The sequence below is a fragment of the Absiella sp. AM09-50 genome, from assembly GCF_003433845.1.
GTDB classification, from domain to species: domain Bacteria; phylum Bacillota_I; class Bacilli_A; order Erysipelotrichales; family Erysipelotrichaceae; genus Hoskinsella; species Hoskinsella hominis.
Genome location: NZ_QVFI01000001.1, coordinates 356,276 through 375,147 on the forward strand (window position 1 = coordinate 356,276; position 18,872 = coordinate 375,147).

General features: G+C 35.1%; 16 protein-coding genes. 13 read left to right on the plus strand and 3 right to left on the minus strand.

Going from position 1 to position 18,872, the window contains the following annotated elements; genetic code table 11:
• The first annotated feature begins 140 nt into the window (after positions 1 to 140).
• The 6 genes from DW114_RS01775 to DW114_RS01795 all read left to right on the plus strand — a co-directional run bounded on the left by DW114_RS01775 (position 141) and on the right by DW114_RS01795 (position 5,022).
• Positions 141 to 881 (plus strand): hypothetical protein, encoded by a 741-nt coding sequence (locus DW114_RS01775; RefSeq protein WP_117451801.1) that lies wholly within the window; start codon positions 141 to 143, stop codon positions 879 to 881.
• 277 nt (positions 882 to 1,158) lie between these two features.
• A complete protein-coding gene (locus DW114_RS21565; RefSeq protein WP_233509539.1) occupies positions 1,159 to 1,437 on the plus strand; it encodes an AAA family ATPase in 279 nt (92 codons plus the stop codon).
• A 119-nt stretch (positions 1,438 to 1,556) separates the two neighbouring features.
• Complete coding sequence (locus tag DW114_RS01780; RefSeq protein WP_233509538.1) at positions 1,557 to 2,399, plus strand: ATP-binding protein; 843 nt, start codon at positions 1,557 to 1,559, stop codon at positions 2,397 to 2,399.
• Between the two features lie 236 nt (positions 2,400 to 2,635).
• Positions 2,636 to 3,181 carry a shikimate kinase gene (locus tag DW114_RS01785; RefSeq protein WP_117451803.1) on the plus strand — a complete coding sequence of 182 codons (546 nt, stop codon included), beginning with the start codon at positions 2,636 to 2,638 and terminating at the stop codon, positions 3,179 to 3,181.
• A 388-nt stretch (positions 3,182 to 3,569) separates the two neighbouring features.
• Entirely contained in the window at positions 3,570 to 4,226 is a 657-nt protein-coding gene (locus DW114_RS01790) for an SIMPL domain-containing protein (RefSeq protein ID WP_117451805.1), read from the plus strand.
• Positions 4,227 to 4,317: 91 nt separating this feature from the next.
• Complete coding sequence (locus DW114_RS01795; RefSeq protein WP_117451807.1) at positions 4,318 to 5,022, plus strand: class I SAM-dependent methyltransferase; 705 nt, start codon at positions 4,318 to 4,320, stop codon at positions 5,020 to 5,022.
• Positions 5,023 to 5,044: 22 nt separating this feature from the next.
• Here the strand turns inward: DW114_RS01795 and DW114_RS01800 are convergent, their stop codons facing one another.
• Positions 5,045 to 6,028, minus strand: a complete 984-nt coding sequence (locus DW114_RS01800) for a hypothetical protein (RefSeq protein ID WP_117451809.1) — start codon at positions 6,026 to 6,028, stop codon at positions 5,045 to 5,047.
• 137 nt (positions 6,029 to 6,165) lie between these two features.
• Between DW114_RS01800 and DW114_RS01805 the strand changes: the two genes are divergently transcribed.
• The 5 genes from DW114_RS01805 to DW114_RS01825 all read left to right on the plus strand — a co-directional run bounded on the left by DW114_RS01805 (position 6,166) and on the right by DW114_RS01825 (position 12,953).
• Positions 6,166 to 6,483 (plus strand): hypothetical protein, encoded by a 318-nt coding sequence (locus DW114_RS01805; protein ID WP_233509537.1) that lies wholly within the window; start codon positions 6,166 to 6,168, stop codon positions 6,481 to 6,483.
• A complete protein-coding gene (locus DW114_RS01810; protein WP_117451811.1) occupies positions 6,464 to 8,551 on the plus strand; it encodes an SdrD B-like domain-containing protein in 2,088 nt (695 codons plus the stop codon). Before DW114_RS01805 ends, DW114_RS01810 begins: the two co-directional genes overlap by 20 nt.
• 165 nt (positions 8,552 to 8,716) lie before the next feature.
• Entirely contained in the window at positions 8,717 to 9,130 is a 414-nt protein-coding gene (locus DW114_RS01815) for a peptide deformylase (RefSeq protein WP_117451813.1), read from the plus strand.
• A 162-nt stretch (positions 9,131 to 9,292) separates the two neighbouring features.
• Entirely contained in the window at positions 9,293 to 10,564 is a 1,272-nt protein-coding gene (locus DW114_RS01820; protein ID WP_117451815.1) for a diguanylate cyclase, read from the plus strand.
• A gap of 160 nt (positions 10,565 to 10,724) precedes the next feature.
• The gene (locus DW114_RS01825; protein ID WP_117451817.1) at positions 10,725 to 12,953 is read left to right on the plus strand and encodes an EAL domain-containing protein; all 2,229 of its coding nucleotides are present in this window, start codon (positions 10,725 to 10,727) and stop codon (positions 12,951 to 12,953) included.
• A gap of 58 nt (positions 12,954 to 13,011) precedes the next feature.
• On the opposite strand, the gene DW114_RS01830 is transcribed toward DW114_RS01825, so the two are convergent.
• The gene (locus DW114_RS01830; protein WP_117451819.1) at positions 13,012 to 14,940 is read right to left on the minus strand and encodes an NAD(+) synthase; all 1,929 of its coding nucleotides are present in this window, start codon (positions 14,938 to 14,940) and stop codon (positions 13,012 to 13,014) included.
• Positions 14,941 to 15,046: 106 nt separating this feature from the next.
• The gene (locus DW114_RS01835; protein WP_117452016.1) at positions 15,047 to 16,561 is read right to left on the minus strand and encodes a 4Fe-4S dicluster domain-containing protein; all 1,515 of its coding nucleotides are present in this window, start codon (positions 16,559 to 16,561) and stop codon (positions 15,047 to 15,049) included.
• Positions 16,562 to 16,722: 161 nt separating this feature from the next.
• Here DW114_RS01835 and DW114_RS01840 point away from each other — a divergent pair, with 161 nt between their 5' ends.
• Together DW114_RS01840 and DW114_RS01845 are read left to right on the plus strand one after the other, a co-directional pair.
• Positions 16,723 to 18,093, plus strand: coding sequence for an aldehyde dehydrogenase (locus tag DW114_RS01840; protein ID WP_117451821.1), 1,371 nt, complete (start codon positions 16,723 to 16,725; stop codon positions 18,091 to 18,093).
• Entirely contained in the window at positions 18,090 to 18,872 is a 783-nt protein-coding gene (locus DW114_RS01845) for a polysaccharide deacetylase family protein (RefSeq protein ID WP_233511515.1), read from the plus strand. The genes DW114_RS01840 and DW114_RS01845 overlap by 4 nt, the downstream gene beginning before the upstream one ends.

Here is an 18,872-nt window from a genome sequence, read left to right on the forward strand (position 1 = left end):
GGTGTTAATGAGGTGGGGTAATAAAAAATGAAAGTTTTGGCAAATTTAGATAAGAACAGATTTTTCAGCGATTAAACTAATTATGTTAAGATGGGAATAAGGAGTTTAGGTGCCAAAGCGAAAAAAATAGGGAGATTACAATGTTAGTAAATCAAAATGTGGATGCTTATGACCGAAAGACGGGGACGTACATTGTTGCATATATTGATCTTTTAGGATTCAGTAATAAAATAAAGGCAGCAGATCAACAATTGGCAATGAATAAGTTACATAATTTATATACGTTTTCTATAGATTTAACAAAGGATATTCAAATTGATGAGAATAAGGATATTCAGTTTAAGATTTTCTCGGATAATATTATTATAGCAAAAAAATTGTCCAATGAGATCTTTCAACGCAAACGGGATATAAAAAGTTTATTAATGTGTGCAGGACATTTTCAAGAGCTAGCCGCAAGTGATAGTGTTGGTTGGCTTTTGCGTGGAGGCATTTCGATAGGACAACTCTTTATAGATGATGCGATGGTTTGGGGTGAAGCACTTTTGAAATCGTACTATTTGGAGGACAAGATTGCAAATTATCCTAGAATTATCATTGAAAAGAAAGTTGTTAATGAAATCAAACAAGATAGTCAGTTGTGTGAATTTATAAGAAAAGATTTTGATAATCTTTATTTTTTGAATTTTCTTAATGATTGTTATTTTTGTGGACAAATGTTAATGAATGGTTTTAAAAAAATGCAAAAAGAAGTGGGAAAAGGCATAGATGAAAAGACTTATCAAAAATTTTGTTGGCATATGAATTTTGTTAATTCTGAGTTAGATAGGAAAAATGATAAAAAAGATAGGAAGTATAGGCTCTCAATGGATTTGGAGTAGAGATATAATTAAAATATAGTGGTATGTAAAATTGAAAATCGTATAAAAATCCTCTAGCATAGAGGAGGTAAATTAAAAATAGTAAAATAAACAGGATAATGCCATTGGGATAACTCTCATAAAGGTATGATAAAATATTCAGTTGATCTTGAAATGTACTAGATTTGAGTTAATTATAACTTGATATATACGGAAAAATCTTTTATTCGTTGTAAAAAATGTTGGTATAGTACAAAATATCGTTGTATAATTTGAAATAATTTAAGGTGGTGTGGATATGTACCGAATTGCAATTGAAAAATTATATCAATGGAAAAAAAGCAAACGACGTAAGCCAATAATAATTGAAGGAGCGCGGCAAGTAGGAAAAACTTGGATTATGAAAGAGTTTGGTAAACAGGCATATGAAAATACCATATATATTAATTTTGACTCTAATTCTAGAATGGCGGAACTCTTTGCATCAGATTTAGATACAGAACGTTTGATTATGGGATTAGAGTTGTATTCGGGTAGAAAGATCAATCCGGAAAATACGCTACTAATTTTTGACTGATTCTTTAAATCATTTGCGCAGGTTCACTTTTAGGAATCGCTTTGCACGAAGGGACATCTTTCCCCGTAGGTAAAGTTGATTTTTTGAAGCTTTATCCATTATCTTTTAAGGAGTTTTTAATGGCAACCGAAAAAGAACGTTTTGCTGAGTTGATGAACACGCGCGACTTTGATATGATAACAAGTTTCAAACAAACGTATATTGATGCTTTAAAACTTTACTACTTTGTCGGTGGTATGCCGGAAGCAGTGCAATGTTTTGCTGAGAATAAAGACTTTAATGAGGTTCGTGCGATTCAAAGGAGGATACTTGAAGCTTACGAACAAGATTTTTCAAAGCATGCTCCTTATGAACTTGTTCCCAAGATTCGTATGATATGGAACAGCATTCCCTCCCAACTTGCAAAAGAAAATAAAAAATTCATTTACGGTCTTGTACGTGAAGGTGGGCGTGCAAAAGATTATGAAACTGCAATTATGTGGCTAACAGACTGTGGACTTGTGCACAAGATTAGCTGTGTTAATGCAGCAGGAATTCCGTTAAAAGCCTATGAAGATTTAAAGGCATTTAAGCTTTTCGTGCTTGATGTAGGACTTCTTGGATGTATGAGCGGACTTCGGCAGCGTACTTTACTTGATGGCAATGCCCTTTTTGTTGAATTCAAAGATGCTTTAACTGAACAATATGTCTGTCAGCAACTTAAGACAATCGATGATTTAGGTATTTATTATTATACGAATGATCGGGGTTCTTGTGAGATTGATTTTATCGTTGATACTGGAGAGCAGATTATTCCAGTTGAAGTAAAAGCAGAAGTAAATCTTAAAGCTAAGAGTCTTAAAACATATCGAGAGAAATTTTCACCTGAAATTTCCGTTCGCACATCCATGGCAGATTATAAAAAAGAAGATGGACTTATCAATCTACCTCTTTATGCGATAGAACAGATTTCTACTATATAAAATTTCTTGTATATGATGAAGATAGTTCAGATTAAGTATATATATGAAACAAAGTATGCTACACTTATGGAAAAAGTGGAACGATTAATTGTTGATCACTAGAAATCGCAAGAAACAAGGGTTTTTGAAAAAGACATAAAGCTACACATAAAGAGAAAATAATGAATAATTATTTATAGCTTAAGAAAGGAGAAAGATTATTGTTATAAGGCTAATAGAATAATCTAGATTATGTTATGAAAATATTATTATTTGGTGTTTCTAATGTAGGCAAGACAACATGTGCTAAATTATTAGCAGAAAAAATTGGGTATACTTTTTATGATTTAGATGAAGAAGTAAAAAAAGCATTACATACAACACTTGAAGATTTTATAAATAATACGCCTACGCTTTATCAAAGAGATCAAATACGTGGGCAAATTATTAAGAAGATCGTGAATCGAACAGACAAAATTGTTTTTGCAATTACACCAATGACATATATCGATTCTATTCAGGATATATTGAAAAGAAAAAATGTTTTGGCGATTGAATTACGAGATACTCCGGAAAATATATTTATCCGATTAGTTTTTTCAGATGAAAACGATGTTATTTATGAGGATAGAGATTATTGTGAAAAGTATAAAGATCATTATTTAAATGAAATAAGAAGTGATATAGAGTGGTATGGTCATATCTATGAAAATATTGGATATAAATATTTTATAGATGGTCGTAGTCCTCAAGAGGTTGTTGAAGATTTATTCAAGAGCTATCCTTTGAAAATGAATAAATGAAATAAATGATATTTTGATATGAATTGGTCAGAATTATCATTTAAAAATAAATACACCTTGTTTATGTTAAAAATATTTTAGTGTTTCTATTGATTAATCAGAATCTGTTTAAAAAAGTGATATTTGATATGATAGAAAAATTAGTAATATTTTCAAAGGAACAATGGGAAAAATAATTCAGGATACAATTCATGCAAAATGTAATTGAGATTTATACACAGGATATTAGATGAGAAATCAATTTCATTATATGTCTATGAAAGTTATCTACTGAAAAAATGATAATGGACAAGTTTTCAACAATATAGGAAATCTATGACAATGATTTGGTGGTATAATTATGATTTAAGATAAAGACAGATTGTTTAAAAGAAAAGAGGCTAAATCTATGGAAAGAACAATAACAGTAAAGGGGATTGGTAAGGTTTCAGCATGTTCAGATTATGTGATATTGAAGATGAGATTGGAAGCGAAGGATAAGCAATATGATAAGGTAATGGATACTGCGACAAAGCAATTAGCAGAATTGAAGCAGAGTCTTTTATCTATCGGCTTCGAAAAGAATGCAGTAAAAACTACAAATTTTAAAGTTTACACCGATTATGATAGTTACAAAGATGAACATGATCATTACCAGCGGGTTTTCACTGGCTTTGTATGTTGCCACCAGCTAAAGTTAGCATTTGATTTTGACTTGAAACGATTATCTCAGGTATTAGTAACAATTGCTTCTTGTCCCACACACCTAGAGTTAGATATTGTATTTACAGTTAAAAATCCAACAGAAATAAATGATGCACTTCTCAGGGAAGCGGCAATAAATGCAAAAAAGAAAGCAGAACTGCTCTGTGAAGCATCAGGCGTGAAGTTGGGACAGTTACTTATAATAGATTACAATTGGGATGAATTGAATGTTTATTCTGATACGAAATACAAATTTGATGAAAGAAGTTTTAGAGAATTATCAGCAATACCATCTATGGATATAGAGCCAGACAATATTGATGTGCAAGACACTGCGACTTTTGTTTGGGAAATTGTATAATCGAATTTCATTAAAAAGTAATCAATGAATTTTGAAGTAAAATACTTTATGATAAGAAAAGCTTAACCATAATAAATAGAGAGGTTTTAAAATGGATGATAAAAATAAAGAAAGTTTAGAAGCATGGGAAGAAAATGCAAAGTTTTGGGATGAGGCAATGGGAGATGAGTCAAACAAATTTCATAGAGAAACAGTACGTCCTAAAGTAAATGAATTGTTAGATATTCAACCAGATGATTTCATTTTAGATATCGCATGTGGGAATGGAAATTATTCAGCATATCTTGCTAATCAAGGTATTTCTGTTGTGGCATTTGATTATTCAGCAAATATGATAGAATTGGCGAAAAAGCGTCAACACCGATACCTAGAGCAAATTGAATTCTGTGTAGCTGATGCGACTAATGAAAGTAGTCTTTTGGCTTTAAGAAGAAAGAAGCCTTTCACAAAAGCAGTTTCCAATATGGCAATTATGGATATTTCAGATATAGAACCACTATTTAGAAGTGTAAATCAAATGCTAATAGATCAAGGATCCTTTGTATTCGCAACACAGCATCCATGTTTTGTCACTTTAACAAAGCAATACATGACACCACATAGTTATTATGGGGAAGCGATTACTGGACAACCAAAAGAACAGTGCTATTATCATCGTTCGATGCAGGATATATTCCATCTTTGCTTTGCATGTGGTTTTGTAGTTGATGGTTTTTATGAGGAATGTTTCGCTCATGAAGAAATCCCGGAAATTATCATTGTAAGAGCAAAGAAGATAAAAGATATAGAAAAATAAAACTAGTGGACAATTTCGTTCACTAGTTTTTACAATCCTCACAATTATTTATACATTGATCTATTTCTAATACAGCATTTAATTTAGCAAATAAAACCTGTTCCAGCATGGTAACATCCGTTACTGTTTTACGAACAGATTCATTTACTTCCAAGAGTTCACAGACATTACCGGCGATTTCAACCGCCTTTTGTATTTTTTCACCTTCTGCATTTAGAATATGAGAAAGTGCAGCTTCTATGCAGGCAATGGAAGAAAGCAATCGGCAAACACTGTCTGATCGATTACAATCATCCAGATCACAAGCACAAGGCTTACATTGACATGGTTTTAAACAGCATTTTATAAAGCATGGACATCCATCTTTTCCGATGATAAGAAACAGAAAACATAACATATCACATGTTTTCATTCGTTCATAATCCCATATAATATTCATGATCTGATAAGGACAATCAATTGGATAGCTTTCCAAAAGAGTGCCATCTAAAGATTGAAAATCAAGAAACTGCATGTCATTATGTGCGCGAAGTGTTAAAAAAGCTTCATCATAACTTAATACAGACGCAAATGTACCAATGATTGGCGCATATTGATTTTGTATTTGACCATCTTTTGTGATTTCCATAACACCTTCATAAAAGGAAATAAAAAGGGTATCATGGATATCATCACAGGATAAACCCGTAATATCAATATTTTTATCTATAGGTATGGTAAATATACTTTGTTCATTTAAATTTTCATCAAGACAATACAGCATATTTGGATGCGCATGATCACTTGCCCAAAAACAATAATTTACAGAATCATAACAAATAGCGGAATAATTACGACATGTTTCATAAGATGCCATAAATGAAAAATCTTTTTGATAGATATGAATACAAGGAGCATTTGATAAGGTAAAATAATATGCATTTCCATCATATGCAACGCCTTCATATGCATAAGGCTGTCCACAGGATAGGTAAATACATTCTTCAAATTGTAATGTAAAGTCCATAATAATACCTCCATTTATGTTTCATTCTCTGTATTGTATGTCGATATATGAAGGAACATTCTTTTTTTATGAACCATATCATGTTTAAAAACATATACTGAAGTATACAATCATGTTTTATACAAGGAGGATATACTATGGGAATGCCAGTAATTACGCCTGGAGATCGTACAGGTGAACAGGCCATAACAGATTTAATAGAATCTATCGCAATGCAGGAACGTGCTTTATCACATATCCTGAATGCAGAATCAGAAAAAATGCAGACAGTGATCAATATGGAAGGTGTTACAGCACAACAGCTTTTACAACTGAATCGTTCTGTGGAACAGATGGTCAATACTGCAACAAGGCTGGAAACAATATTACAGACAAAGTTAGAGCTTGTGGATATGATAGATGCCACATGTTTTGATGAAGTGGGGGTGGATGGCAATGGCAACAATATCAGGTAGCGTAATTTTTGATAGAGATCGCAGCTTAAGCATCTCTTCACAGGATTCAGGGATTGCTGGGATACCTGTTGTTCTTCAAAATACAGTATCAGGTATGCGTTTGGTAGTATTAACGGATACAAATGGGAATTATAGTTTTATCAATGTAGCAGATGGCAGTTATCGAATTGTGGAAGCTTATGGTGAAACAGGTGGTGTAACTTCACCCGGAGATTTTGCGAATGCTGTAGTTGGAAATATACCAGAAGGTGTCAATCCTCCAGTATCAGCAGTAAGTAATCCTCCTACAGGAACTACCAATATTGATTCTTTAACACCAGATACACTTTTTGTTACAGTAGCTGGTAATGAATTAACAAATCAAAATTTCTATAATGGACCTGTTATTTATACACCTATTGAAGCAATTATTGATGAATGTGCTATTATTTCAGGTGATAATCTTATCAATGTCGCAGATGAAGGTACGTTTGGCACATTCCCTGCGGGAACATCTGCTAATACAGGGGCACCAACAGAACCATATCCGGATGTAACGCCAGACTTCACATATGTTTTACCAAATCCTGCCGTATTTACACCTCTGGATGGAGAATATACAGTACAAAATATTATGAATAATTCCATGAGTGCAGAAATTGGCGCATGGTGGAGGATTGCAGATCATACGATTGGTAATGAAACCGGACGTATGATGATTGTAAATGGCTTCAACCCAGGTGCAGTCTTTTTCAGGGATACGATACAGGTAAAACCAAATACAAATTATTTATTTCGTTCATGGATATTGAATTTGTTTCGTGTGAATGGCTATCCAAATCCTGAATTAGGTGTACAGATATTGGATGAAAATGGTGGTGTATTATATAGTGCCACACTTGGAGCATTGATACCTGTCAACACAAATGCACCGGAATGGAAAGAAATCGGGACGGTTATAAATTCACGCAATAACACAAGTTTAACTGTTGAATTTTTAAGTGAAGGACCTGAAGTTGTTGGAAATGATTACGCAATTGATGATATCGCATTTAATGAAATTCTAATACGAGAATTTATACCAGTAAAAACAGCCAGTACGTCAACTGCATTTATTGGTGAAGAGTTTCAATATACGATTACTCTGGAGGATCCTTGTGGCAATCCTCTTACAAATGTATTCTTTCAGGATATGATACCAGCAGGACTAAGTTTTGTAGAGGGCAGTGTGATTGTGAATGGTATTTCTCAGCCACAGGCAAATCCCAATACTGGTTTTATAGTACCGGATGTTCCTGTACAAGGCAGTGTGACCATCACATTTACTGTAAGGGCAGATTCTATACCAGCTATAAATCCTACTTTAAATCATGCAAATATGCGATATTCGTATACACCGGTGGAAGGTGGTATTCCACAAGAATTTGAAGTAGAAACCAATGAGGTACCTGTGACGATCGCTGGAGAATTAGCTGATATTTCCATAACAAAATCAGCAAGTCCCAGTCCTTTACAGCCAGGGAAACCACTAACTTATACGATTATCGTTCGTAACGCGGGACCATCTATTTCAGAAAATGTGGTATTAACAGATACGATACCTGCTGATTTATTAAATCCTGAATATTCCATTGATGGCGGCACAAATTTTTTGCCATGGACAGGAAGTCTGAATCTGGGGAATTTAAATAATCAGGAAACCCGCACCATTTTCATTCGTGCAGATGTATCAGAAACAATAAATTCTTCTATCATAAATACTGCGCAAGTCACATCACAAACACCTGATCCCAATTTGGATAATAACACAACAACCATTACAACACCTTTATTTACTGCACGTTGTCAGGCATGGACAGATATTATAGAGTCCATCGCTTTACAGGAAAGTGCACTTGCGAATATCTTACAGGGGGAAGGAAGCAAAATGCAGGAAGTCATTCAAATGGAGAATACTACCACACAACAGCTGTTTCAATTGAATTGTCGTGTCACTGGTTTGGTGGGGGCAATCTCGCGTTTGGAAAATATATTACAAATGAAATTACAGTCCGCAACCAATCATTTACAGGATTGTGAAATCTTATAGATATAGGAGCACTTGATTAAGAAATCAGGTGCTTTTTCTTATAACAGTACAAATATCAAAGGAAGGCTGAGGGAATAAACTTTTAAAACAGTATAGGATTTTCAGCATTGATATTCTATATCTAAAATCATATAATTTATATGAAAAATATGAGGAGGAAGCAGTATGATAAAAGATATCGTAAAAGATACATTTATTTTAAGTCAGCCATGCAGCGAAGCAACAGTAAAGGACAGTTATGTAATAGAGGATTTGTTAGATACCATAAAAGCTCATGCACAGACATGTGTTGGCATGGCTGCCAATATGATTGGTGTTACCAAACGGATTATCGTGATATTTGATGAAAGAGAATATTTGATCATGGTAAATCCCGTGATTTTGAAAACATCTGGAAAAGTGTATAAAACAATGGAAGGATGTCTTTGTCATACAGGCGAAAAGGAAGTCAAACGTCATGAGAAAATCAAGGTTCAGTATTGTGATAAAAACTTTAAAATAAAGATAAAAACCTTTACCGGATTTCAGGCACAGATCATTCAACACGAAATTGATCACTGTAATGGGATTCTGATCTAACAGGAGCATATCCTGTTTTTTTTTGAAATTGATGTTTAAAAATGTATAAATTGGTAAGGTTTAGGGAACCGTTTATGAATTCTATGGAATTGCTTTTACAGAAAGTTACTCCTATGTTAAAATAAGAATATATTTAAGGGAATAGGAAAAGAGACGAGAAGTATGTTTAAAAAACGAAAGCTAACGATCAATTTTATGTCACTTTCTGTCTTACCACTTTTGGCATTTGGTGTAGTCATTACCATTATTATGTCATTCGTCGCCTATGACAGCTTAAGTGAAGAGGTTGAATATAGTTTAAAAGTGCTGGCATACAGCAGTTACAATGTTTTAGATACGAAGTTTCCTGGCACATATGCAGAAGAAAATGGTCGTATGAAAAAAGGGGATGTTTTTCTTGATGAGCATATTGATGAGATGGATCGTATTAAAAAGATGTCTGAAGCAGACGCTACTTTGTTTTTTGGAGATACCCGATATTTAACAACGATTTTAAATGAAGATGGAAAAAGAGCCAAGGGTACACATGCGAGTGCGGCTGTTAAACAACAGGTAATAAAGCAGGGAGAGGATTATTTTTCTGATGATGTACAGGTAAATGGGATGCAGTATTATGGCTATTATATCCCAGTAAAGCAGCAACAGGATGTGGTTGGCATGATGTTTGTGGGGAAACCCCGTCATCAGGTAATTGCCCATATCGTGAAAACAATTTATGTCATTATTGCCTGTGCAGTTGGCGTTATGGCAGTTGCGATTTTGATTTCTGTTTATTATAGCAGAAAGACAATCTTTGCGTTAAATAAAACAAAAGTATTTTTAGGGAATATCGCCCAAGGAGATATGACAGCGAAAATTGATCCATATGTATTAGAGCGAAATGATGAAATTGGTGAGATGGGAAAATTTGCACTTATACTACAGGATTCTATTATGGAGCTGGTAGGGAAAGATCCATTGACAGGATTACATAATCGAAGAAGCTGTAATGTTGTGATTGATAGTTTACTTGAAAAAGCCAAACAAGGACATGGTACATTTGCACTTGCGATGGGAGATATTGACTACTTCAAAAAAATTAATGATACCTATGGACATCAAAGCGGAGATGAAGTCTTGCGGCAATTATCCAGTGTTTTATCGGCGCATATGGAACATTTAGGTTTTGTTTTCCGCTGGGGTGGTGAAGAGTTTGTTTTAATTTATGAAGATATGAATAAAAGTGAAGCATATGAACACTTGCTAGAGCTGCAACAAGAGATCAGAAATATGGATATCGTACTAAATGGTGAAATCATCCATGTATCCATTACATTTGGCATAAGTGATTCTGATAATGAAAATGATTTGAATAAACTGATAGAAATTGCGGATGATCATTTATATATTGGTAAAAAAGAAGGAAGGGACCGTATTATTCTGGAGGATGAGTAAAAAATACTGTTTGTAATGGTAAAATTTGAAATTACATATTTTCATGAAATAAATGTTATGTTATCCTATAAGTATGTAAATTTGTAATAAAAAGAAAAAAAGCCTTTACCTGAAAGAGATTAAAACATATGTTAGATAGAAATACGAACGGAGGGACGCTATGCAGAAACATAAGACATTGATAAGGCGACTTTTGATTGTTGTCATAAGCCTGAGTGTATTTGTTGGCGGTGCTATCTTTTATGTATCTCAATTAAGAACGACGTTGTTAAGTGAATTAAGAACTAATCTTATGCAGACAGCGGAAGCGAATGCACGGATTATCGAAGAAGATATCCATAATGAAATAAAAACCATCGATTCTATAGCTAGTATGTTGTCAAATAATCCATCAACAGATGCAAAAGTTCTGATAAAAGATGTGAAAGATGCCAAAGAAAATTCTGATTTTCTACGTTTTGGTATTTCTGGATTAGATGGAAACTGTTATACAACCGATGGACAGAAGTTTAATATCGCAGATCGTGAGTATTTTCAATCAGCCATTCAAGGGGTTTCCATGTTTTCAAATACTTTTACGGATGTTATAGGAAAAAAAGATATTAATGTATTTGCTTCACCAATCTATCATGATGGCAAGATCACCAATGTTTTGTTTGCATCCATGGAAACAGAAACTTTGTCAGAGAAATTGTTGAATGAAACGTTTAATGATCAGGGATTCAGTGATGTCGCAAATGAAGAGGGGAAAATTGTTATATCCAGTCATAGTAAAAATCGTAAGCAGAGTATTGATTCTATCACAAAATTGAATTTTGTGGATAACTTTGATGTAAGTCAGATGAAAAACGAAAAAACCGGTGTAGAAGAATTTATTACACCTGATAAAGAACATCGTTATCTTGCATTTCATCGCTTAGATATCAATAACTGGTATATTTTATCCATTGTGCCAAGTAATGTGGTATCAACGCAAATCAATTATTTTCTGAAGATGGCGATTGTAACATGGCTGTTATTGGCAGTATTGTTTATCGCAATTATCATATATATTTATATATCACGAAATAAAGCTGATAAAAAAATGGAAGAGCTGGTGTTCTATGATGAATTAACAGGACATTACAATTATAATCGTTTCCGTTTAAAAGTTCAGGCGTTATTAGATCAAGGTGTTGGCAATGAATATACCCTGATTGAAGCAGATGTCAGAGATTTTAAATTATTTAATGAAATTTATGGCTATCAGGGTGGGGATAAACTTTTATGTATCATCATGAATGCCTGTGAGGAACAATGTACAAAAGAAGAGGCATGTTCACGCATATCTGGGGATCGCTATATTCTTTTACTGCATACAAAAACTGAAGAAGAAATCATCAAACGTATAAATCATATTATCGAAGCTATCAAGTATGCCAGCAAAGGTATGTTCAGTATGTTTAATTTAGAGTATAAGATCGGAATCTATATGATTGAAGAAAGTGATAAAGATATTGGTAAATGTCATGATCGTTGTGCGTATGCGAAAAAACGTATCAAAGATACACCAGAAACCTTTAGTTTCTTCTCTCATGAAATGTATGAAATGCAGCTTGATGAAAAACGGATGGAAAGTTTAATGGAAAGTGCATTGGAAGCAAGTGAATTTAAAATTTATCTACAACCAAAAGTAACGTTGAAAGATAAGAAAATACATGCGGCAGAAGCATTGGTTCGCTGGAATTCTCCAGTGTATGGATTGATTCCACCTTATCGCTTTATTCCATTATTTGAACGAAACGGCTTTCTTGAAAAACTAGATATGTATATGATAGAAGAGGTTTGTCGGGTGCTAGAGAACTGGCAGAAAGAAGAAAAAATGCCAATTCGTATATCTGTCAATCTTTCCCGTATGTATATCTTTAAACCAGGTTTTGCCAATAAAATTGTAGAACTGGTAAATCGTCATCATATAGAACATTCTATGATTGAATTTGAAATCACAGAAAATGTTATTTATGATCATAGTGAAGAACTGCGTTCGATTATCAAAGAACTGCAGCATCATGGCTTTTTGATTGCGATGGATGACTTTGGCAGCGGCTATTCTTCTTTAAATATGTTGAAGGATATTCCAATTGATGAAATGAAAGTGGATCAGGTATTCTTCCGTGCAGAAAAGGAAAACAAAGAACGAAGCTTTGAAATTATCAAAGGAGTTCTTTCTATGGCGAAAAGTTTGCACATCCATACAGTGGCAGAAGGTGTGGAAACAGAAAAGGAAGTAGCTTTCCTAAAAGAAGCAGGCTGTGATGAAATTCAGGGATATTATTATGCTAAACCATTATGCATGAAAGATTTTATGGAGTTTTATCATACGTTTCAAGAAGAAGATGTTTCATTATAAAAAGAGATTTCTTAAATGATTGAGGAAAATACAGTCATTTTAGAAATCTCTTGTTTTTTTATAACTGGTCAACTTCTTTTAGCCATAAATCTGCGCTGGCATCACTTGGCATACGCCAGTCACCTCTTGGGGAAAGGCATACACTTCCTACTTTTACACCATCAGGCATACAGTTTCGTTTAAACTGCTGGGTGAAAAAGCGGTGATAAAAAGTTTTAAGGGTACTTTTGATATCTGCTTTATGGGCTTCACCAAAAGCAAGTAAAGCCAACTGATAAATCTTATCAGGCGAAAAATGATTTCGCAGCATATGGTATAAAAAGAAATCATGATATGTATAGGAACCAATAGCATCTTCTGTGATCTGCGCAATTTCACCATTCTCTTTTGGTGGCAATAATTCAGGTGAAACCGGAGTATCGCAGATATCATCTAAAATATCCGCAAGTTTTTGATCACTTTGTATACGACAGTAATGTGCATATGTAACCAGCAGATAGCGAATCAGTGTTTTAGGGATGGAAGCATTGACTGCATACATGGACATATGATCACCATTATAAGTACACCATCCAAGTGCTAATTCACTTAAATCACCTGTACCTAAGACGATACCATGATGTTGATTCGCTAGATCCATTAATATCTGTGTACGCTCTCTTGCCTGTACATTTTCAAAAGTGATATCCAAAGATGTGGCATCATGCTCAATATCTTTATAATGAAGTTCGCATGCTTTACGAATATCAATGTTCTTTTGGGTGGTATGTAAAGCCTCCATTAATGCTTGGGCATTATGTAATGTACGCTCGCTGGTACCAAAGCCTGGCATGGTAACAGCTAGAATTCCTTTTGTGTCATAACCATTCATATCAAATGCGATTTTTGCGACAATCAAAGCTAAGGTGCTGTCTAAACCACCGCTAATACCTATAATCAACTGGCTGCAGTTGATTTTCTTCAGACGCTGAGCCAATCCGGTAGCCTGCATATGTAAAATATCCATACAGCGATCTTTTCTAACTGCTTCATCTTTTGGAACGAAAGGATAGGGATCAATGGTACGTATAAGTTCCAGCTTTTGTGTAACAGGTTTTGTTTGACAAGTGATAAATTGATAGTCCTTTTTTTCAGAAAGCTCCATATAGGTAGAAAAACGCAACCGGTCATTTTTTAGCTTTTCTAAATCAATTTCACCATAGGTTAGTTTATTACGATGGAATATTTCTGATTCATGAACCAAATAGCCGTTGTCTGCGATAATCGCATGACCACTGAAAACCAGATCACTGGTACTTTCATCAATGCCAGCAGATGCATACACATAGCCACACATACATTTTGTACTGTGTGATAAAATCATATTTCTGCGATATTCTTTTTTACCGATGGTTTCATTGCTGGCACTTAAATTCACAATTACATTGGCTCCATGTAATGTATGGTAGGTGCTTGGAGGAATAGGTACCCATAAATCTTCACAGATATCTGCGCCAATAATCGCACCACTTGTTTCATCGTGAATCAGAATCCTGGAGGAAAAAGGAATGCGCTGTCCATGTAGATAGATATCATCATCAATACAGGAATCTGCACTTGAAAACCAGCGTTTTTCATAAAATTCGTTGTAATTAGGCAGATATGTCTTAGGAACGATGCCTAATATTGAATGCTGATGTATGAAAACAGCACAGTTATATAAATGATTATACTGACGAAGGGCACAGCCAATCACGATGATGGCATCTGATGTATTTTCCTGACAGATTTTAAAAATCGCTTCTTCCATACTGTCCATCAGAATATTTTCATACAGTAAATCCTGACAGGTATATCCACAAAGACTCAATTCCGGGAATACAATAAGGCGGACATCCTGATCACATGTGGAAATAATATGTAATATTTCTTGTGTATTGGCATGTACATCACCAATTGTTAAAGCAGGAGTTGCACAGGCAACTTTAAAATAACCATAATTCTGCATAGGAAATAACCTCACTTTTCATGTAATAGTATGAACAATCTTTTCTTATCATATCATAAAAAAGGAAAAGTGATATTTAACACGGAAATATCACTTTCTTTTCATTTTACTCTTTTGTCAATAATTCCAAGTTATCTAAATGTTCACTTTCAAATGCCAGTTTCTTTTCTGCTTCACTGGTATATTTTTTAACTAATGCACTGGATTTTATTACCGGCTGTAATGTACCAGCACCAGCAACACATCCACCAGGACATGCCATACCTTCTAATAGATAACCATTACGTTTACCGGCTTTTGCCATCATTAACATTGTACGACAGTTTTTCAATCCTTCAGCGCTGTCAATCAGAACTTCTTTCTCTGGGTGTTCTTTTTGGATACATTGTTTTACAGCACCTGCGACACCACCACTGATCGCAAATCCACGTCCATTGGCAGTACCTTCTTCAAATGGAGCCTCCACAGGTGCCATCGCAAGATCTACACCTTTTGCTTCAAACATACCCATGACTTCTTCAAAAGTCAGTACAAAGTCAATATCGCTTCGTACACTCTTTCGACTGGCTTCCAGTTTTTTCGCTGCACAAGGACCGATAAAGACAACTTTCGCATTTGGATGTTCTTTTTTAATCAAACGGCCGGTCAATACCATAGGTGTTAAAGCCATGGAAATATAAGGCTTGAAATCCGGGAAGAGTTTTTTAGCCATTACAGACCAGGCAGGACAACAGCTGGTTGCCATAAACGGCTGTTCATTTGGTACTTTATTTAAGAAGTCTTCTGCTTCTTCTACTGTACACAAATCGGCACCGATCGCAACTTCCACAACATCCTTAAAGCCCAGTTCTTTTAAAGCACCCTTTACTTTTTCTGGTGTAACACCGGCACCAAATTGACCAACAAATGCTGGCGCAATCGCTGCATATACATCAATGCCTTCTTTGATGGCATGAATTGTTTGGAAAATCTGTCCTTTATCAACGATTGCCCCAAATGGACAATTCACAAGACACATACCGCAGGATACACATTTATCATGATCGATTTCTGCACGTCCAAATTCATCAGAACCTATGGCATCCATACCACAGCTTCTCGCACATGGGCGTTCTAATTTATGAATGGCACTATATGGACATACATTGATACAACGTCCGCATTTGATACATTTATCCTGATCAATCACAGATTTTCCATTCACGATAGAAATGGCATCTTTTGGACAAACCTCTTTACAAGGGTGTGCAAGACATCCCTGGCACATATCTGTCACAACGACCTTGTTGTCAGGACAGGCATTACATGCGAATTTAATAATATTGATCAATGGATCATCATAGTATTTTTCTGCGATTGCACTTTCTTCAATACCTTCAGAAAGGGGCGCATGTTCATCCATTCTTCTTAATGGCAGACCGATACCTAAACGTAAACGTTCCCCAACGATTGCTCGTTCCAGAAATATAGAGTCACGATAAGTTGCGCGTTCTCCAGGTAAAATTTTATAAGGCAGCTGTTCGATTTTCGTCGCATAATCGCCGCCTTCATATGCCAAACGGGCAATTTCTGTAAAGACCTTTCTTCTGATATCTGTTACAGAACTATAAATTCCTCTCATACTCATTTGTATCACCTCTTGCTTTCATTATACTTTAATTCTTCGTGTTTGTAAGTAAAAAATTCAACTTCTTTCACACGTACATAAATCTTTACGTTCAAAGGTCTATAAATATGATATACTTAGATGTGTTATTTTTTATAGAATACAGGTGAATATTTATGAATATAGAAACAACGATCGCAAATCAGCGTACATTTTACCAAAGTAATCAAACAAAGGATATCGCATATCGAAAACAAGCCCTGCGTACACTTCGTAAAGCAATTCGAAACTATCAAAAGGCTATTGAAGAAGCGTTATACAAAGATTTACATAAATCCTCCACAGAGGCTTTTATGAGTGAAATCGGTTTGGTGTTGGAGGAGTTAACCTTTCAGCTGCGTCATATAGATGATTTTTCAAAACCAAGCAGAAGAAAAACACCATTGGTACATTTTCCATCGGTTAGTTTTGTTGTGCCACAGCCTTATGGTGTGGTTTTGATAATGGCACCATGGAACTATCCGTTCCAGCTTTGTTTGGAGCCGACGATTGGCGCAATCGCAGCAGGTAATACTGTCGTCATCAAACCAAGTGCATATGCTCCACATACCGCACATGTCATCAAAGAAATGATAGAAGCATACTTTCCTTCAGAATATATCACGGTGGTGGAAGGAGGACGGGAAGAAAATCTTCAACTGCTAAATCAGCATTTTGATTATATCTTCTTTACCGGAGGAACACAGGTGGGAAAACTGGTACTTGAAAAAGCCAGTCAAAACCTAACACCGGTGTCCCTTGAATTAGGTGGAAAAAGTCCTTGTATCGTAGATGAAAGTGCAAATATTAAACGGGGGGCAAAGCGTATTGTGTTTGGAAAATTGTTAAATGCCGGACAAACATGTGTCGCTCCTGATTATATATTGGTTCATCGCTCCATCAAAGATGAACTCATCTGTTATATGCATGATGAAATACAAAAAGCACTAGGAGATGATCCTATTCATCATCCAGATTATCCACGTATCATAAATGAAAAACATTTTGATCGGTTATGCGCTTATCTACATCAGGGAACCATTTGTTGTGGTGGTCGTATGAATCGAGAACGTCTACAAATAGAACCTACCATTATGGAAGTATCTGATCTGCACGCAAAGATCATGCAGGAAGAAATCTTTGGGCCCATTCTGCCTGTTGTTACTTATGACAGCCTGCAAGAGGCTATCCACTTCATTCATTCAAAGGAGCATCCATTGGCATTATATCTGTTTACCACAAACAGAGAACACGAGAAAAAAGTCTTAAAAGAATGCAGTTTTGGCGGTGGCTGTATCAATGATACGATCATTCATCTTGCCAGTAGCTATATGGGCTTTGGTGGTGTTGGAAAAAGTGGCATGGGAGCATACCATGGATATGATTCCTTTTTAACGTTCTCCCATATGCGCTCCATTGTGAAAAAATCAAATCTGATCGATCTGCCATTTCGCTATTATCCATATAAAAAATGGAAAGAACAGCTGATGAGAAAGGTTATGCGATGATGTTAAAACAAAGACGTATGACCTGTATCATTATTTGTGCTGCACTATTATTGTATTTATTTTATGCGGGAATGCATAAAGATAATACAAGGCTTGCGATTCTTGGCTTTCATCATATTGCGCCAGATCATGAGGCTGAAACCCATTTTAAAGGCAATATGTGGGTCACAAAACTTTCCACTTTTGAAGAAGAGATGAAGTACTTATATGATCATGGATATCAGAGCTTAACCCTGGATGAGGTCTATGCATGGAAAAAAGAAGGTAAAAAAATCCCTGAAAAAAGTGTGGTATTGACATTTGATGATGGCTTTTTATCAACCATTCATTATGCAGAGCCAATACTTAAGCGCTATGGGTTTCATGGTACTGTTTTTGCGATTGCTTCCGATATCAAAGAACATGGACCATATGATCATACCAAACGTCAGCACGCTTCCTTAGCTGATATCAAAGCATCTTCTCTTGATTTCTATTCTCATACATATGATTTACATCATAAAGATAAAGGATTTGCGATTGATCAAAAAAGTGAAAAAGAATTAATCAAAGATATTACACAAAGCAATGCACTTGTGGATGGAACATACCTTGCCTATCCTTATGGACACAGCAATCCACTTGCGAAAAAGGTGTTAAAGAAGAAGGGTGTAAAATTAGCATTTGGGTTTAATGAAAATCGAAAAGCAGTCATATCGGATGATGATTACGCATTACCTAGATTCTGTGTGAACCGTTATACAAAACTAGATGTATTTGCGGCTATGCTGGAGGAATGA

Bases quoted from the DNA above. Each gene is read 5' to 3' on its own strand.
- DW114_RS01780 (WP_233509538.1), top strand. From the start codon at position 1,557: ATGGCAACCGAAAAAGAACGTTTTGCTGAGTTGATGAACACGCGCGAC.
- DW114_RS01795 (WP_117451807.1), top strand. From the start codon at position 4,318: ATGGATGATAAAAATAAAGAAAGTTTAGAAGCATGGGAAGAAAATGCA.
- DW114_RS01845 (WP_233511515.1), top strand. From the start codon at position 18,090: ATGATGTTAAAACAAAGACGTATGACCTGTATCATTATTTGTGCTGCA.
- DW114_RS01840 (WP_117451821.1), top strand. From the start codon at position 16,723: ATGAATATAGAAACAACGATCGCAAATCAGCGTACATTTTACCAAAGT.
- DW114_RS01790 (WP_117451805.1), top strand. From the start codon at position 3,570: ATGGAAAGAACAATAACAGTAAAGGGGATTGGTAAGGTTTCAGCATGT.
- DW114_RS01820 (WP_117451815.1), top strand. From the start codon at position 9,293: ATGTTTAAAAAACGAAAGCTAACGATCAATTTTATGTCACTTTCTGTC.
- DW114_RS01825 (WP_117451817.1), top strand. From the start codon at position 10,725: ATGCAGAAACATAAGACATTGATAAGGCGACTTTTGATTGTTGTCATA.
- DW114_RS01810 (WP_117451811.1), top strand. From the start codon at position 6,464: ATGGCAACAATATCAGGTAGCGTAATTTTTGATAGAGATCGCAGCTTA.
- DW114_RS21565 (WP_233509539.1), top strand. From the start codon at position 1,159: ATGTACCGAATTGCAATTGAAAAATTATATCAATGGAAAAAAAGCAAA.
- DW114_RS01785 (WP_117451803.1), top strand. From the start codon at position 2,636: ATGAAAATATTATTATTTGGTGTTTCTAATGTAGGCAAGACAACATGT.
- DW114_RS01775 (WP_117451801.1), top strand. From the start codon at position 141: ATGTTAGTAAATCAAAATGTGGATGCTTATGACCGAAAGACGGGGACG.
- DW114_RS01835 (WP_117452016.1), bottom strand. From the start codon at position 16,561: ATGAGAGGAATTTATAGTTCTGTAACAGATATCAGAAGAAAGGTCTTT.
- DW114_RS01800 (WP_117451809.1), bottom strand. From the start codon at position 6,028: ATGGACTTTACATTACAATTTGAAGAATGTATTTACCTATCCTGTGGA.
- DW114_RS01815 (WP_117451813.1), top strand. From the start codon at position 8,717: ATGATAAAAGATATCGTAAAAGATACATTTATTTTAAGTCAGCCATGC.
- DW114_RS01805 (WP_233509537.1), top strand. From the start codon at position 6,166: ATGGGAATGCCAGTAATTACGCCTGGAGATCGTACAGGTGAACAGGCC.
- DW114_RS01830 (WP_117451819.1), bottom strand. From the start codon at position 14,940: ATGCAGAATTATGGTTATTTTAAAGTTGCCTGTGCAACTCCTGCTTTA.